This window comes from Clostridium sp., from assembly GCF_036660475.1.
Classification (GTDB): Bacteria; Bacillota; Clostridia; order Clostridiales; family Clostridiaceae; genus Clostridium_J.
In genome coordinates this window covers 345,284-362,286 of the sequence record NZ_JAVXAO010000001.1, presented here as the reverse complement: position 1 = coordinate 362,286, position 17,003 = coordinate 345,284, and the positions used below count along the sequence as shown (strand labels likewise).

Here is a 17,003-nt window from a genome sequence, read left to right as displayed (position 1 = left end):
ATAATTTTATAATATTGAACAATTTGCAAATCTCTGTAAAACCGATGGCAAAATTAATATCACTGAATATACTTACAGTATGGAGTAAAACAATATTGCCGGGGAGTGAGTATTATAAAAATTAAAAATATGGAGGTAGAGAAAGTTAAAAATAAAAATAGAGGGATGAAAATAGCGATAGGGATTATAATTTCTATATGCATATTGAGTATAATGTATTTAAGCATATCTATATATTTTATAAACCATTTTTATTTTGGAACTGAAATTAGTGGAATTGATGCTTCTAGTAGAACGGTGGAAGAAGTGGAGAAAGAAATTAATTTAAGTAGCAAGACTTATTCATTAGAATTGAGGTTAAGGGATGGAAATAAAGATATAATTAACGGAAGCGATATAGGTTTTAAATTTAACTTAACTGACGAAGTTAAGACATTAAAGGATGGGCAGAATCCGTTTGGTTGGGCTTATGGAATTTTTAATAATCAAAAATTTAAACTCACAAACAAAGTTAAATATGATGAAGAGTTATTAAGAAAATCTTTTGAAGGTTTAGCATGCTTTGAAAGTAAGAACATAGTTCAACCAGAAAATGCAAAGTTAGAATATATAAATAATGAATATGTTATTTTAGATGAAGTTAAAGGTAATAAAATTAATAAAAATGATTTATACACAAAGGTCTTAGAGGCAATTGATTCTAGAGAAGTATTAATAGATGTAGAGGCAATTAATTGTTATGAGGAGTCAAAGTATATTTCAACATCTACAGCTATTATAGAAGCTAGAAATACCCTTGAAAAGTATACAAACTCAAAGATAACTTATAATTTTGGTGGTAAAATAGAAGTGGTAGATGAATCTAAAATACATGATTGGCTAAAAGTTGATAGGGATTTTAATGTTCTAATTAACGAGGAAGCAATAAACATGTATGTAGATACCTTAGCAAGTATTTATAACACTGTTGGGGATACAAGAGATTTTCAAACATCATCAGGACGAATAGCAAAGGTTAGTGGTGGGGATTATGGATGGATAGTTAATAAAAAAGAAGAAGTTCAAGATTTAATTAAGGTAATAAAGAGTGGAGAAATGGTAACAAAGAAGCCGTTATACGTACAAAGTGCATCATCTGATGGAGTAAACGACATTGGGAATACTTATGTGGAAATTGATTTAACTAAACAATATTTATGGTTTTATAAAAATGGAATTCTTATTGTTGAAGGTTCCATAGTTACCGGTAACGTGGCAAGCAATCATTCAACACCACAAGGTACTTATAAATTAGCATATAAGCAGAAGGATGCAATTCTAAGAGGTGTTGATTATGTAGCACCTGTTAGCTTCTGGATGCCATTTAATTTTGATATAGGTCTTCATGATGCAACTTGGAGGTCTAAATTTGGGGGTAATATTTATAAAACAGATGGCTCTCATGGATGTGTAAATGCACCATACAATGTTGCGGAAGCAGTATTTTACAATATAGAAGCAGGAGATCCTGTAGTTTGTTATTTTTAGTGAGTTAGTAAATAGGCAGTTGAACATCTTAGCTAAAACTAAGGTGTTTTATTTATGTTGAATAGAAAATGTAAATATAATTGGTATAATAGTATCAATAAATATATTTAAATAATTTAGGCGATATGGTCATGCTGAAAATTTGTTAAGTTATGAAAAAATTATTAATTTGTAGTTATAAATGTTTACCTATAGTATAATAACTAGTGCGATGAGATAAAATTTAAAATATGGAAGCTAAATATATAATAATTAGTAGTATATAAAGGTATTGGAATAGAGGGATAAGAGTGAATATAATTAATCATTTTAGAACAATTACTAAACATAAGTTATTAGTTATGAAATATTGCTTTAAGGTAGGTTTATATAAGCAGGGGTTACTTCATGATATGTCTAAATATACTTGGGTGGAGTTTTCAGCAGGTATAAAATACTATAGAGGAACCATTAGTCCTAATGGAGTGCAAAAACAAGTGGAGGGATTGTCTAAAGCTTGGCTTCATCATAAGGGGAGGAATAAACATCATCTTGAATATTGGATTGACTATGGGTTAAAGATCGAGGATGGAATGGTTGGAATGAAGATGCCAACTAAATATGTTATAGAAATGTTTGTAGATAGAATGGCTGCCTCAATAAACTATGAAAAAGAAAAGTATACAGATAAGAGTCCACTAATATACTATGAAAGAGGAAAAAATTATTGTATATTACATCAAGAAACAAGGGAAACTTTAGAGAAATTACTTAATATGCTTGCTAATGAGGGGGAAGATATAACCATAAATTATATTAAAAACAATGTTCTAAAGTATGGAAAATAGGTATAGAATAAAGGATATTTATCTGAAATAGTTTATAAGTAATTTGTAAATAATAGATAAATATTGCCTACACAAATGAAGAAAAGAGGAATCTCATATGGAAATGTCATTAGATATATTTCAAACTATGGCTTTAGCAACGATTGTATTTTATATAGGGTTATATATGAAGGCAAAAATAAATATTTTATCAAAATATTGCATACCTGCACCTGTTATAGGTGGGCTTATTTTTGCAATAATTATACTTATTTTAAAGATTACAAATATAGCAACTATAAATTTAGACATAACACTACAAAGTGTCTTTATGACTGCATTTTTTACTAGTATTGGATTTACAGCTAGCTTTAAAATATTAAAAAAAGGCGGTATTAATGTTGTAATTTTCCTAGGCTTATCAATAGTGTTAGTTATTTTACAAAACTTAGTTGGGGCATCTTTAGCATTAGTTTTCAATTTGGATCCACTTTTAGGGATTTGTACAGGATCAATTCCCATGATTGGTGGACATGGAACAGCAGGATCATTTGGTCCAATTTTAGAGGAAATGGGAGTTGTGGGTGCAACCACAGTATCCTTTGCTTCGGCAACTTTTGGCTTAGTCATGGGTAGTATTATAGGTGGGTTAGTTGCTAAAAATTTAATAGAACGAAATAAACTTAAAACTCCTAAAATGACTGAAGATAAATCAATACCTATAAGTGATTTTCATGAGGATAATCAAGCGGTATTGTGTCATAAAAGGTTAATGGATGGTATCTCTTGGATATTTATTGCCATGGGAATTGGATCTGTCATATCTAATTTTGTTCAAAATTTAGGTTTAACATTTCCATCATATATCGGAGCTATGCTTGTAGCTGCTATTATAAGAAATATATGTGATGCTAAAAATATTAAACTTGTACAAAAGGAAATTGAAACAATTGGTGGTATTAGTTTATCATTCTTTCTGTGTATGGCATTAATGGGATTAAAGCTATGGGAACTTCTAGATTTAGCAGTACCAATGCTTGTTATGTTACTTGGACAAATGGCTCTCATTGGATTGTTTTCTTACTTTATAACGTTTCGTGTTATGGGTAAGGACTATGAAGCAGCTGTCTTTGCATCTGCGAATTGTGGATTCGGAATGGGTGCCACACCAAATGCAGTAGCGAATATGGATGCATTAGCAGGAAAATTTGGATTTGCACCAACACCATATTTGGTAGTACCAATTGTTGGAGGATTATTTATTGATTTTATAAATTCAGGAGTTATAACCATATTTATTAATTTTTTAAGGTAAACTCACGATTGATGTTTTAAGTTATGTATTAGCTTAATTTTATGTAAAGATATAAGTAGATGAAAAAGAAACCAATGCGAGTATTTGCAATATATAGAATAGTAGCAGGAGTACTTCTTGCAATATTGGTATTTACTAAGGTTATAAATTTAGCCGGATAGTTATAGGTATAGTGTAAGTAGATTTACAAGAAATCAAGCTGAATAAATTGCTAATATGTAAATTAGTTATCAACAGTTTTAAATAAAAATAACAAGATATCCCCATAGAGAGATGAAATTTATCTCTCTATGGGGATAAAATTTTAATTATACATGAAGGATAAAATCCTTAATAAATTTCTTAGTTGGGAAAAATAGTGTAGAAAATTACCAACTACCAGAGGAACCTCCACCGTTAGAAGAACCACCGCCGAAGCCGCCAAAACCACCGCCGCCGCTACTGCCACCAGAGCCACCACCATGACCACGGCCACCTCGACCTATATTACTCCAAAATAAAACTTGTAATAGACTAGAAAAAATTCTCCCTCTATTAAATATTAAATCAGCAAAGAATAATACTGCAACAACAATAACTAATAGCTTACTATTCCTTGTATTATTATTGCTACTATTTTCTTTAGGTAGGGTTATATTTAAAGACTTATCTAAAGTAACTCCATACTCTTCACTTACATGGTCTGCTATGACACTGTAGCTTTGAACCAATCCTTCTCCATAGTTCCCCTCTCTAAATTGAGGAACAGCTACGGAGTTCATAATTCTACTGCTAAGAGCATCGGGAATAGCACCTTCAAGTCCTCTACCAACCTCTACTTTCCACTTTTTATCTTCCAAGGCAAGTACAATGAGAATACCGTTATCCTTATCTTTCTGGCCAAGTCCCCAGGTTCTAAAAAGCTTATTAGAATAATCTTCAATAGGTACTCCAGAGGTAGAGTTTATTATAACTATGGCTACCTGGGCACCGGTTTTATCTTCTAGTTCTTTTCCGATGGATACAATGCTCTTAGCTTGTGAATCCGTTATTATACCAACATAATCATTTACATATTTATAATCAGTTGGTGTAGGGTAAGTATCTTCAGCAAGTGCAGTAAAAGAAAAAAGTACAAGTAATAAAATAAGAGAAGATAAAAATATCTTTGAAAATTTATTTCTTACGTTCATAATCACTTAGAAAAATCTACGGAAGGAACATCTTTAGCGCCTTCACTTGCCTTATAAAGAGATTTTTCATCAAAATTAAATAGTGAAGCTATGATACTTGTAGGGAATTTTCTTCTCTTAGTGTTATAGTTTGTGGCTGCTGTATTATAATCTTGTCTTGCTATAGCAATTCTATTTTCAGTTCCTTCTAATTGAACTGATAAATCAGTAAAGTTTTGACTTGATTTTAAATCAGGGTATTTTTCTACAACCACTAGTAATCTTGATAGAGCACCTGAAAGTTCACTATCAGCGGCAGCCTGTTCTGATACATTAGTAGCACCTGCTAATTTTGCTCTTGCATCTGCGATGTTTGTAAAGATTTCGCTCTCTTGAGATGCATATCCTTTTACTGTATTAACTAGATTAGGAATTAAATCAGACCTTCTTTGAAGTTGCGTATCAATATTTGATTCTGCATTAGTTACGCTCTGCTCCAATCCAACTAAATTATTATAACCTCCAATTATAGGGAAGGCTATAACGATGAGGACAATGATTATAGCTATTATAGTTTTTAAACTGTTTTTCATATAAAATATTCTCCTTTCTATATTTAATTTATTATATGCTTAAGATTAAGATATTATATGGTTTTTATTATATAGACATATTTTATATCATATATACAGATTTAACAAGATTTTAGAGTTTAATTCAACTTAAGTTTACATTTGTTATAAGTAATAGTATAAAATTATCAAAATGTTTAAGGGGTTATATATTAAGGGTTGAAAAATATGATTAAGAGTATTATAATTTAATTAAGCTAATACTTAATTAAATTGGATGGATCAAAGGAGAGTATATGATAAACAACGTAAAGGTGTTTAAGGCCATTGGAGATGAAACGAGAATAAAAATATTAATACTATTATCTAAGAGAAATATATGTGCAAAGGGAATAGCTAGACATCTAGAAATATCCGAAGCAGCAGTATCTCAACATATTAAAATTCTTAAGGATGTGGAATTAGTTATAGGATATAAGAAGGGGTATCATGTAATATATGATTTAAATAAAGATATCCTAGAAGAAGCAATAGGCTTTATAAGAATACTTATTAATGACGATATATGCTCAATAAGTGATAAATTTAATTTAGAAGTAGAAAATTTCAATGTTTTACAGTGTAATAATAATTGTAAGGGAATGAAAAGCTGTTGTAAAAAAAGATTAAAGGAGGAGTAGTAAATGAAAGTTTGTTTTCCAGTAAAATCTAATGAGGGTATGGATAGTATGCCATATGGACATTTTGGAACAGCTCCATTATTTGTAGTATGTGATTTAGAAAAAGATGAAATTAAGGTTTTAGGTAATGGGGATTTAGGTCATGAACATGGTAAATGTCAGCCAATGAAGGCTTTATCAGGAGAGGTAGTAGATGCTATAGTTGTAGGTGGAATTGGTCAAGGTGCTATAGTTAAACTAAACTCCATGGGAATTAAGGTATATAAAGCACAAGAGGGAACTATAGGAAACAATTTAGAAAGTCTAAACAAAGGAAAACTAATAGAATTCTCTATGAGTCATACCTGTAGTCATGATGGGTGTGGCCACCACTAAAATTATCATGTTGAATTGAGCTCCAAGGGGAGTGTGAAAATTAAAAAAGATATATCAAAAATAACTTAATTTATTTTTGATATATCTTTTTAAATTTAAAGTATGCTATTAATTTATATTAACCCTAATTCTTTCAATATAAATATCCATAAGAATACTGTAAGTATGCAAAAAGCAGAAGTGAATACAACTATTTGCGCAGCTAAATCACTATCTCCATCCATTTTCTGAGCCATAGTAAACGATGAAATTGCAGTAGGAGATGCAAATATTAGCATAAGTGCTAAGAGATCTATGTCTCTAAATCCGAACCAAATGCTTATAGGCATTAGTATGCCAGGAACTAATATAAGTCTGCTAATTACACCTATTATAGTATTTTTAAGGTGATATTTCACATCGGTAAATTTAAAAGACCCTCCTAGCAAAATTAGGGAAAGTGGTGTAGCTATTTTTGAAATATCACTTATTGACTTCTCTATGGCAATGGGAAGTTTGATTTTAAAAAGTAAGAAGGATATAGCAATTGATGAAGCTATAATAAGAGGATTTGTAATAATACCTTTTAGTATTTGTTTAATATTTATTTTGCCTCCTCTGAATATTTCAAGAATAACTACTGCTAATATGTTAAAAAGTGGAACAACCACGGCGATAAGTATAGCAACGACACCAAGATTATCATCACCATATAATGAAGAAGCAACGGGTAATCCGAATATTACAAAGTTACTACGGAATATTCCTTGGATTAATACACCACGCTTTTTATTATCTTTCTCAACCAATGGAATAATAGTGGATATTATGATGAAGATAATTAACACGCTGAGCAGAGAAAACATTATTAGCTTTGGATTAAAAGCTCCCTGCAAATCAGCATTATATATGTTGTGAAATAGTAACATGGGTAAAAAGACTTTAAAGGTTACACTATTCATAGTCTTTAAAGTATTATCATTGTAAACTTTAGCTATTCTTAGGCCATAACCTAAGGCCATTATAAGAAACAGTGGTAGGACCACGTTAATTGATAAAATTAAATTTTCCATAACATATTACCTTTCAAATAAGTTTATTTAATTATTATGATTTATTTTGAATATGGATTGACTATAAGATAGTAGTATATAGGTTCAATGCAAACTTTCAATAATTATTGAAACTACTTAGCTTGTACAATTTCATTCTACTTAATAATTGAGAAAAGTTCAATGATGACTTGGGGATGAGGATACTTATATAAATACTATTGGAGCTTAATAATATTTTTAAATAGGGCTAAAATAAAAGTATCAGAAGCATAAATACAATCTGATACTTTAAATTATTATATGAAAATTACATTGGAATTAAGGTTTTCAACATTAAAACTGCCTGTTCCTTCCTTTTAGCCTCTACCATCAAATCAACTATTAAGGGTTCTGTAATTTCACAGAAAGAGAAGAAGTCACTAGGTGATATATAATCTGCATGACGTTTATCGGTGTAAGTTGTAATCCCAGAACTAATATGGCATTTAGGAATAAGCCCAGTTTTTTTCCAACTATTCGATACGTCATAAATAAAAGGGTTTACAGTGTTTATACCACAATTGTTACAATTGTGATGATGAATATCTAAAACTACTGGTATGCCACAAGTTTTTGAAATATCTAAGACGTCTTTAAGATTATAGGAAACATCATCATTTTCTAATCTAAGGTACTTTTTTATATCTTTAGGTAGTTTATTAAAATTTGAAATAAATCTTTCTATTGAAGCCAGTTTATCACCATATACACCGCCAGTATGAATTATTAAATCACTACCACCCATGTATTCAAGGATATCTTTATGGTAAATCAAATTATCAATAGAGTTTAAGACTACATCTTCTCTTAAGCTATTAAGGATTGTGAATTGATCAGGATGCATAGATAATCTAACATTATTTTCATGAACAATTTCTTTAATTTCAGCTAAAATTTTTAGTGCATTTTCATCTTCATACCACCTAAAGGAAAAGTCTCTTAAAACTTCCTTGTGGGTAGCAAAAGGAACTAATTTAGATGTAGCCCGGTAAAAGAAGATATCGTTGTCAATATTCCATAGTAGAGTATTTTTTGTTAGATTTAAGTTGTGGATAATTATATCCTTTAGGTAGGGAATTCCTTGTTTGTAAACTGAATTAAGTCTACAATCTCTAAAATTATCATTAAGAGAAGTATTAATGCAAGCATAACCAATACGATTAATCATGGGAAAATCTCCTTAAAATATGACATCATGAATTTAAATTAAAGACTATGTTTAAAATTAATGTTGATAAGGATTTCAACAATTAATTAAAGCATAGTCAAATAATATACACTATTATAAATAGGGTGTGCTTAATTTAATAAATAAATTCAAGGAATTTCAAAGAAAATCAGATTATCTAATGCTAATATTTAAGCCTTTAATATAAAGGACTTTTTTAGAAAATATGCCATGTATTACGGTTATTTCAGAGCCTTCTTCTATGTATGGATGATTGTCCACACAAAAGGTGATTTCACGCTCCTTTTGAAAGTCAGTTATATAGAGTTTATAATAGACCTGACTGCTTCTAGAATAAGTATGCTGTGTAATAGCGGTGCATAAACCTGTTAAGCTAGTGTGAAGTCCTAAGAGGGCCTCTATCCAAGAAATTGCAATTGGTATCACTGGCGATAAAATAAGAAAAATTACTACTATGCCAGGGCTCCTTGAAATAAAAATATATGCAAAGATTAAGTATATAAAATTGAATTTTTTCCATCTCTTATTAAATTCAACATTCACATGGGGGCTAGTCCAAAATTTTAACCGCCAAGTAAAATTACTTTCTTTATCTACATCTACACCGGGGACTTCCCAGGCTTTTCTCCAAAGATAATGTCTACTACTTAAACTTAGAGCAATACATTTTCTAGTTAAAATATGTATTCCGATAAAGATTATTTCCATAGTGAGTGAAGAGATAATAATATTTTTGTTTTTTATAATAAAGGTACTAATAAAGATGTAAAATATAAAAATTATGTGAGGCAAATATAGAAATTTGCTTTTACTATTTACTTGCTGTGTCACGTTTTCAGTAACATTAAGCTTAAAATTAAAGAAAGATACTAATAGAATTGCGATTAAAGGGATAAAATTAAAATTAACTACAGTATTTAAATTTAAAAAATTCCTAATTTCGAAGGGGATATAGGGGCTATTTGTGAAGAATAGTATATTAGAAATAACATTAATAATTAGCAAACAGATTGCAAGGAATCTAATTGATTCTAAATTTTTCTTTTCGCTCATAATTATTCCTCCTTTTTTAAATAATTAGAATAAAAAACTTATCATATTTGGCAGGGTATGTTTTAAATGGTATTAGTAAGAACTTCATATTATTAAAAGAACTTATCTATGGGTATTTCACTGTTATCCAAATTTAAAAAAGGTGGAAGTAACAGCAGTTAGACATCAGATAAATTAAGTGTATCATAATATATATTGGAAATCATCAGAGTAATAAGGGTATAACAGGATAAATAAGTAGTAAGGAAGGGCGGTGTGATTATGAGAGTTATGACATTCAATCTAAGGACTGATTTTATTTTAGATATAAATAATAGATGGAAAAATAGAGCTCATATAATTTATGAGATTTTTGATAAATATGATTGTGACATAATAGGGTTACAGGAAGTAAATAATTTAATGTTCAAAGATGTTTCCATGGAGTTATCAAATTATAATATTGTAGGTGAGCCACGTTCCAAAAAAATATTTGTGGAAAGAAATGATATTTTAGTATCTAAAAAGCATAAAATTTTGGAAAGTAATACTTTTTGGTTGTCAAATTATCCAGATAAAATAGGAACTTCTGTATGGTACTCACTATATCCACGAATATGTACAACAGCTATAGTACATCTAGAGGATGGGGATGTTGTTAGAGTATACAATACTCATCTTGATTGTTTTTTAACAGCTGCAAGAGAACACGGATTAAAAAAGATAAGTGAATATATAGAAAAGCAACATAAAATTGATGGGTTACCAATAATACTTATGGGGGATTTTAATGCAACACCGAATAGCAAATTAATAAAGAACTTTTCAGCAAAAGAAAATGGAGAACGACAATTTGTAGCAGTACAAGAATCTAAAAGAGAAATATATGAAATGACAACAATGGGAAGGTTTAAAGGTAGAAAAAAGGGACGCCATATTGATTACATATTTGTATCTGAGGAATTTACAATCCTTGATGCAAAAATTATAAATTATAGTAAATCGGGAAAGTATCCATCGGATCACTATCCTATTTTAGCGGACTTAAATATAAGATGATAAAAACTCCAGTATGAAAGGAGTTTTTAGTTAAGTTATGATTTAGCGGTTATTGATAATATGATAGCATAGTGAAAAGGGGTGAAATATAGACCGAAATTAAAAGGCTACGAAGTTCGTAACCTTTATTATTTTTCATTTTCAGAAAAAAAGTATCCAGAATTATTTCTGCCAATCTTTCTTAGAAGTTCAAGTAGAGTGTCTAACTCATTTGGCGAAAGACATCCTGTAAGCTTATCTTCCCAAAGAGCAGAGATACTTAAAATTTCTTCGCGTTTATATAGAGCTTTTTCAGTAAGATATATGTGATACTTTCTTTTATCATTCTCATTTAATTCAATTCTTACATATCCATTTTCCCAAAGCTTTTTTATAGCTCTTGTTGTAGTACCTTTATCTACAGAAACCTTTTCAGTTAACTCATCATGACTTAGACCGTCGGTTAAGTATAACTGTATTAGAAATTTATATTGAGCAAAGCCTATGTCAGCTTTTTCATACTTTTTTGATAAAAAGTTTGAACCAATTCTATGGAAGTGGCTTATATATCTACTTATAGATTCAGTTTCATATCGTTTCATATTAACACTACCCTCTTATATTATTGATTAAAGTATAGCAATAGTGTAACCAATAAACAATGATTTAAGCTACAATATCTTCAGTATAAGAGTTAAATTCAGTGGGTAGGTCCATATTTTTAAGGTTTCGCATTTCAATAAATATAATTATTCCAGAAACAATTATAGATAAAATATCAGCTATAGGGCCAGCGTACCAAACACCCTTAAGTCCAAAGAATTTAGGTAATATTAAGAATGTGGGTATTAAGAATATAACTTGTCTTGAAAGACTTATTAACATAGCTTTATTTGATTTACCTACAGCTTGGTAATATGTTGAGGATGTCATCTGAATACCAATAATAGGTAGTGAAAGAAGAAATATTCGCATGCCAGATACAGTTAATTCAGTAAGGGTAGGATCACTATTAAACATCGATACTGCTAAATTAGGGAACAGTTGAATAAATATAGAGCTTAATACGAGTATAAGTGTACTTGCTAATAAACTATAAATATAAGTCTTTCTTACACGAGAATAATTTTTAGCACCATAGTTATATCCAAGAATAGGTTGAGCCCCTTGATTAAGTCCGTATATAGGCATAATGAAGATTGAGTATACGGAAGTAATAATTGCCATAGCACCAATGGCTAAATCACCGCCATAAGTCATTAAAGATTTATTTGCTATTATAGAAACTATGCTACTTGCAACTTGCATTAAGAATGGTGACATACCTATTAGTAATATATTTTTCATTATTATTTTATCAAGTTTTAAATTAGTAAATTCCAATTTTATTGAAGATTTTTTGCTGAGGGTAAAATAATATAATACCCAGCAGCCAGCTATAAATTGAGATATGACGGTGGCATAGGCAGCACCTTGTATTCCAAGATTAAATACAAATATAAAAATTGGATCTAAAATTATATTTACAGCAGCACCTATAACCATGGTAAACATACTAAACTTTGGGTTTCCATCTGAACGTATTGAGTTGTTTAATCCAAAGGCGAATAAATTGCATATAGTACCTATAAATAGAGGTCTTATGTATGCAAGAGCATAAGGAAGTGTATTTTCACTAGCGCCAAATAACATTAAAATTTGTTTGGCAAATATATTTCCCAATATAGCTATAAATAAGCTTATTATCAATATACAAGTAAATCCATTACCTAAATATTTGGCTGCATCCTTTTTTTTATTTTGTCCAAAAGCTATCGATATACTAGCACATGTACCTATTCCAACTAACATACCAAATGAAGTAATTATTTGGGTTACGGGCATAGTAATACCAACACCAGTAATTGCAAGTCCTCCTACATTAGGTATATTTCCAATATACATCCTATCGACAATGGTATACAGCATATTTACAACCATTCCTATAATTGCGGGAATGGAAAATTTGATTAAAAGTTTTATTATGCTTTCAGTTCCTAAACTATCTTGACTATTTTCAAAAGACATGTTAATCATCCTCTCTACAGATATCGTTGCAAAGGCAACGAAAAATAGCATATCATAATCTTGTTGCTCTTGCAACGAAATTTTATTTATATAATAGGATTTTGGAAACATTAATGGTTTTCTGTTAAAATGTAGTTAGGATAAACAGAAGTTACTTATAGATTAAAAATGTTGGGAAAAGATATATATGTTATAATTAAAAATTAAAAATTAAAAATTTAAAATGTAGAATTTAAAATTAAGGGAAAAAACTTAATGGAGTTTAAAGAATAGAGTTCATGAATTTAATTAAAACATGCATATTTCTTTTTTACATAGGAAAGGTGAGGGTAAAATAATATGGAAAATAAAAATATAAAAAAAAGATTTATAAATATAGAGAAAAACCTAAATAATGAGTTGATAGGTCAAGAGGATTTTGTACACAATTTATGTAATTACTTTGAAGAGAAATTATCCGAGGATCAAAAGGGTATATTACTTTTAGTTGGAAATAGAGGGACTTCTAAAAAAGCCAGCATAAGATTACTTATGGATGAAATTAAAAATAATAGTTTAATAGAAAAAGCTGAAGTAGAGGAAATAAATTTAGCGTCATATAATTTTAATTTGGGGTACAATGCGTTTTTAAGTGATTTATATGAGAAGTTAAATAGCGATTCTGAAATAGTTATGTTTAAAAATACTGACAAGGCGACAAAAGAGATATTAGATGTATTAGCAGAGATATATCCGAATTCATGCTTAAGACTTAAAGATGATTATGTCATGAAAAATAAATTTTTAGTTGAAGCTGATGAGAAGGATACTAATAGAATAAATGAATTTATATGTCACAATAAATTTTTTATCTTCATCTACAATAATGAAGATGTAAATTTAAAAGATGACTTGTTAAATAATGTTGATAAGATATTATTTACTAAAAACTTAACTGAAGATGAGAGAAATATAGTACTAAGAAGAGAGGTCTTAAAATCCATCGATAAAATACAAGACGATTTAAATGTAGATATACTTTTAGGTATTAGCGAAAACAATGAAAGTGAGGATAACTTTGGAATATGTAGCTTTTTACAAGAGAACTTTAGAGAAGATAGTAGCTTTGGGGTTAGTGAGTATATTTCATATAGAATATATAAGCCAATAATAAATTTAATAGAAAAAGAAGGTCTTTACGGTGAAGGACAGATTTTAATATATACAAATGAAAATGAAATTTACTGTAAATCTGATAATGAAATATTTAAGTTAGATGATTACTTAACACCAACCATGGAAGAAGCAAAATATAAGCTAGATTCCATAATTGGAATAAGAGAATTAAAGGATTTTATTATAAATGTTGAAAATAATTACAAGGTGCAGAAGATAAGGGAGAGGCTTGGACTTAAGACTTCAAAAATATCTATGAACATGATATTTACGGGTAATGCAGGTACAGGAAAAACTAATGCTGCAAGGGTTACATTTGAATATCTAAATGCACTAGGGATATTATCTAAAGGCATATTTAAAGAAGTTAGTAAGGCTGATTTTGTTACAGAGAATGCAAATGATACAGCAAAACGAACTAATGATATTATAAGTTCGGCATTAGGCGGAGTACTCTTCATAGATGAAGCTTATTCACTATGTGAAAGTGAAGAGGATAAAGTTGGGAAAGAAATTGTTGATGCTCTTTTAAAGGGTATAGAAGATAATAGGGATAACTTAATTGTTATACTAGCTGGTTATGAAAAAGATATGGAAAATTTCTTGAGTTTTAATCAAGGTCTTAAGTCTAGATTTTCTAATATTATAGATTTTAAAGATTATAATCCAGTAGAAATGTATGAAATAGCTATAAACATAGCAAAATCAAAGGGGTATAGAATAGCAAAGAATGTAAAATCAGGATTAATAGATTTATTTACAAGAAACCAACTTACAGGCAAAAATGATTTAGGGAATGCTAGATTTGTAAGAAATATAGTTGAAAATGCAATAATGGATGCATCGAAAAAATATTTAACAAATAGTGAAAAGCAAATAGATCTATTAGAGAGAGATAACTTTAACTTTAAGGTTAATGCTAAATTTGATTTAGAAGAGAAATTAAATGGAATTATAGGTCTTGAAGATGTAAAAAAACTTTTAAGAAGTCAATATAAATTAATAGTTGCACAAGAAAAAAGAAAATCAGTAGGAGTAAATACTAAAATAGAACAAAATTTAAATATGGTATTTACGGGGAATCCAGGTACAGGTAAAACTAGTATAGCAAGACTCGTAGCTGAAATGTTAAATAGCATGGGATTATTAAAGATTGGACAATTAATTGAAACAGACAGATCTAGTTTTGTATCGGATGTTCCAGGGGAAACCTCAAAGAAGACTGAGGCGAAATTTAAAGAGGCTATAGGTGGGATTTTGTTTATAGATGAAGCTTATACCCTTGCTAATGATTCATTAGGGATAGAGGTGGTAGAAACACTTCTTAAGTTAATTGAAGATTATTCTAAGGAAGTAATAGTAATACTTGCTGGATATGAAGAGGAAATGGAGGATTTCTTTGATGTTAACATAGGACTAAGATCAAGATTTCCGTTATGGACTAATTTCCAAGATTATAATCCAAATGAGCTTCTAGGGATGGCTATAAAGTTAGTTGAGTCAAAGGGCTTTAAACTATCTAAAAATGCTAATGTAGCACTAAAGAAAAGCTTTGTAGATATCTATGAGAATGCTGATGCTCAATCTGGGAATGGTAGAATGGTACGAAACTATGTTGAGAAGTTAATTAGAAACCAAAGTATAAGAATCGTTGAAGAAGATATTAGTGTTTATGAAATGAATCTAATAACATCAAAAGATATAGAGAAGATAAACATATCAGATTATGATAATAATTTTGATTTGGAAAAAAGGTTAAAAGCATTAGTCGGAAGTGAGAAGTCAAAAGAATTTTTACGAAATCAATATAAACTAATGAAAATAAAAGAAAAAAGGAAGAAGCTAGGTGTTGGATTAGATATAAATAAGTATAATAATATAATTTTCACTGGAGAAGCGGGGACTGGAAAGAAAGCAGTAGTAAATATACTCTCAGAAATGTATTACAGTATGGGAATTGTTAAGGCAAAAACTATAGTTGAAATGGATAAATATGAACTTATATGTATGCTTAATAAAGGAATAAAAATAGAAGATATGTTTAATAAGTCCATAGGGAAAATTTTATTTATAGATAAGGCGCATTTACTTATTGAAGAAGAACAATGTAATAAGATAATTGCAGAATTAATTAAATTTATAGATAAGAATAATAATAGAATTATTATAGTGCTATCAGGAAATAAGGATGAAATGAAAAAACTAGTGTTATCTAATCAATCTTTAAATTATAGATTCCCAACTTGGGTTGATTTTGATAACTATGATGAAGGGGGATTATTTAATATTGCCCTAAGTACATTAAGTAGAAAAGGATATTCTTTAAGTGAAAATGGAGAGAAAGCATTAAATCAAGTAATAATAGAGATGAAGGAAAGTTTACATTTAGCACTTAAAAATGGACTGATGATAAAACAATATTTAGATAACTTAATAAGAGTTCAAAGTATTAGAGCTTATGATGAAAAATTAAATCAAAAGGATATTAACATTATAAATTCTAAGGATATATCAATTAGCAGGATGGAATTTTTAAATAAAAATACAATTAATTAATAAGTATAACCCGGTGATACAAAGGTGTCATCGGGTTATTTAAAGTAAGATATATTCGTGAAATAAGTGTTAATGATCTAGGGTGTATTATTAAATTCAATGGTAGAATAAGCAGGGGATTAAATAGAACAGGGTTGACAATGTATATATCAACATGGTAGTATCTATTAAAATATACAATTTAGGAGAATTAAAATGAGTAGTAAGTTTAACTTTCAATTATTAAAAGTTAATAATGCATATTATCTTAACTATTATAGATAGGCTTTGTATTTATAAAATAATTATAGATGCAAGCCAATACAACTTTGGTTTGTATCTGTGATGGTTGGGGAAATTTGCTATACTCAATAATTTAGCAATTTAGCCACATAGGTATGTCTATGTGGTTTTTATATTTTAAAATCTTTCTGATTTTGAACCACATAGTATAAATCTATGTGGTTTTATTTATTTTAAGGAGGCGT

Annotated in this window: 14 protein-coding genes and 1 pseudogene; 8 read left to right on the top strand and 7 right to left on the bottom strand. The window is 29.3% G+C overall.

Annotated features, from left to right (window positions below):
* Positions 1-129 precede the first annotated feature (129 nt).
* The 4 genes and pseudogenes from RSA29_RS01555 to RSA29_RS01540 form a co-directional block, all read left to right on the top strand.
* Positions 130-1,527 carry a peptidoglycan binding domain-containing protein gene (locus RSA29_RS01555; RefSeq protein ID WP_346941671.1) on the top strand — a complete coding sequence of 466 codons (1,398 nt, stop codon included), beginning with the start codon at positions 130-132 and terminating at the stop codon, positions 1,525-1,527.
* 290 nt (positions 1,528-1,817) lie between these two features.
* Positions 1,818-2,354: a DUF5662 family protein gene (locus RSA29_RS01550; protein ID WP_346941672.1), complete on the top strand. Its 537-nt coding sequence runs from the start codon at positions 1,818-1,820 to the stop codon at positions 2,352-2,354.
* A gap of 97 nt (positions 2,355-2,451) precedes the next feature.
* Positions 2,452-3,648 (top strand): sodium/glutamate symporter, encoded by a 1,197-nt coding sequence (gene gltS, locus RSA29_RS01545; protein ID WP_346941673.1) that lies wholly within the window; start codon positions 2,452-2,454, stop codon positions 3,646-3,648.
* 59 nt (positions 3,649-3,707) lie between these two features.
* A pseudogene (locus tag RSA29_RS01540) lies at positions 3,708-3,809 on the top strand (undecaprenyl-diphosphatase); the annotation flags it as partial.
* Between the two features lie 207 nt (positions 3,810-4,016).
* Here the strand turns inward: RSA29_RS01540 and RSA29_RS01535 are convergent.
* Both RSA29_RS01535 and RSA29_RS01530 read right to left on the bottom strand, forming a co-directional pair.
* Positions 4,017-4,820 (bottom strand): TPM domain-containing protein, encoded by an 804-nt coding sequence (locus RSA29_RS01535; RefSeq protein WP_346941674.1) that lies wholly within the window; start codon positions 4,818-4,820, stop codon positions 4,017-4,019.
* A 2-nt stretch (positions 4,821-4,822) separates the two neighbouring features.
* Positions 4,823-5,392 carry a LemA family protein gene (locus RSA29_RS01530; RefSeq protein WP_346941675.1) on the bottom strand — a complete coding sequence of 190 codons (570 nt, stop codon included), beginning with the start codon at positions 5,390-5,392 and terminating at the stop codon, positions 4,823-4,825.
* 275 nt (positions 5,393-5,667) lie between these two features.
* Between RSA29_RS01530 and RSA29_RS01525 the strand changes: the two genes are divergently transcribed.
* The gene (locus RSA29_RS01525; RefSeq protein WP_346941676.1) at positions 5,668-6,051 is read left to right on the top strand and encodes a metalloregulator ArsR/SmtB family transcription factor; all 384 of its coding nucleotides are present in this window, start codon (positions 5,668-5,670) and stop codon (positions 6,049-6,051) included.
* Positions 6,052-6,054: 3 nt separating this feature from the next.
* Positions 6,055-6,426 (top strand): NifB/NifX family molybdenum-iron cluster-binding protein, encoded by a 372-nt coding sequence (locus RSA29_RS01520; protein ID WP_346941677.1) that lies wholly within the window; start codon positions 6,055-6,057, stop codon positions 6,424-6,426.
* A 113-nt stretch (positions 6,427-6,539) separates the two neighbouring features.
* Here RSA29_RS01520 and RSA29_RS01515 read toward each other — a convergent pair whose 3' ends face one another.
* From RSA29_RS01515 to RSA29_RS01505, 3 genes are all read right to left on the bottom strand, one after another.
* On the bottom strand, positions 6,540-7,478 hold the full coding sequence (locus RSA29_RS01515) for an AEC family transporter (RefSeq protein ID WP_346941678.1): 939 nt from the start codon (positions 7,476-7,478) through the stop codon (positions 6,540-6,542).
* Between the two features lie 289 nt (positions 7,479-7,767).
* A complete protein-coding gene (uvsE, locus tag RSA29_RS01510; protein WP_346941679.1) occupies positions 7,768-8,667 on the bottom strand; it encodes a UV DNA damage repair endonuclease UvsE in 900 nt (299 codons plus the stop codon).
* A 174-nt stretch (positions 8,668-8,841) separates the two neighbouring features.
* Positions 8,842-9,741 (bottom strand): hypothetical protein, encoded by a 900-nt coding sequence (locus RSA29_RS01505; protein WP_346941680.1) that lies wholly within the window; start codon positions 9,739-9,741, stop codon positions 8,842-8,844.
* 261 nt (positions 9,742-10,002) lie between these two features.
* Between RSA29_RS01505 and RSA29_RS01500 the strand changes: the two genes are divergently transcribed.
* On the top strand, positions 10,003-10,779 hold the full coding sequence (locus tag RSA29_RS01500) for an endonuclease/exonuclease/phosphatase family protein (RefSeq protein ID WP_346941681.1): 777 nt from the start codon (positions 10,003-10,005) through the stop codon (positions 10,777-10,779).
* 128 nt (positions 10,780-10,907) lie between these two features.
* On the opposite strand, the gene RSA29_RS01495 is transcribed toward RSA29_RS01500, so the two are convergent.
* Complete coding sequence (locus RSA29_RS01495) at positions 10,908-11,360, bottom strand: MarR family transcriptional regulator (protein WP_346941682.1); 453 nt, start codon at positions 11,358-11,360, stop codon at positions 10,908-10,910.
* 64 nt (positions 11,361-11,424) lie between these two features.
* Positions 11,425-12,825 (bottom strand): MATE family efflux transporter, encoded by a 1,401-nt coding sequence (locus RSA29_RS01490; RefSeq protein ID WP_346941957.1) that lies wholly within the window; start codon positions 12,823-12,825, stop codon positions 11,425-11,427.
* 339 nt (positions 12,826-13,164) lie between these two features.
* On the opposite strand from RSA29_RS01490, the gene RSA29_RS01485 reads away from it, so the two are divergent.
* Positions 13,165-16,536 (top strand): AAA family ATPase, encoded by a 3,372-nt coding sequence (locus RSA29_RS01485; protein ID WP_346941683.1) that lies wholly within the window; start codon positions 13,165-13,167, stop codon positions 16,534-16,536.
* Positions 16,537-17,003 lie beyond the last annotated feature (467 nt).

Coding starts and splice junctions, on each gene's coding strand:
- RSA29_RS01555 (WP_346941671.1), top strand. CDS start 130: ATGGAGGTAGAGAAAGTTAAAAATAAAAATAGAGGGATGAAAATAGCG.
- gltS (WP_346941673.1), top strand. CDS start 2,452: ATGGAAATGTCATTAGATATATTTCAAACTATGGCTTTAGCAACGATT.
- RSA29_RS01535 (WP_346941674.1), bottom strand. CDS start 4,820: ATGAACGTAAGAAATAAATTTTCAAAGATATTTTTATCTTCTCTTATT.
- RSA29_RS01530 (WP_346941675.1), bottom strand. CDS start 5,392: ATGAAAAACAGTTTAAAAACTATAATAGCTATAATCATTGTCCTCATC.
- RSA29_RS01525 (WP_346941676.1), top strand. CDS start 5,668: ATGATAAACAACGTAAAGGTGTTTAAGGCCATTGGAGATGAAACGAGA.
- RSA29_RS01520 (WP_346941677.1), top strand. CDS start 6,055: ATGAAAGTTTGTTTTCCAGTAAAATCTAATGAGGGTATGGATAGTATG.
- RSA29_RS01515 (WP_346941678.1), bottom strand. CDS start 7,478: ATGGAAAATTTAATTTTATCAATTAACGTGGTCCTACCACTGTTTCTT.
- uvsE (WP_346941679.1), bottom strand. CDS start 8,667: ATGATTAATCGTATTGGTTATGCTTGCATTAATACTTCTCTTAATGAT.
- RSA29_RS01505 (WP_346941680.1), bottom strand. CDS start 9,741: ATGAGCGAAAAGAAAAATTTAGAATCAATTAGATTCCTTGCAATCTGT.
- RSA29_RS01500 (WP_346941681.1), top strand. CDS start 10,003: ATGAGAGTTATGACATTCAATCTAAGGACTGATTTTATTTTAGATATA.
- RSA29_RS01495 (WP_346941682.1), bottom strand. CDS start 11,360: ATGAAACGATATGAAACTGAATCTATAAGTAGATATATAAGCCACTTC.
- RSA29_RS01490 (WP_346941957.1), bottom strand. CDS start 12,825: ATGTCTTTTGAAAATAGTCAAGATAGTTTAGGAACTGAAAGCATAATA.
- RSA29_RS01485 (WP_346941683.1), top strand. CDS start 13,165: ATGGAAAATAAAAATATAAAAAAAAGATTTATAAATATAGAGAAAAAC.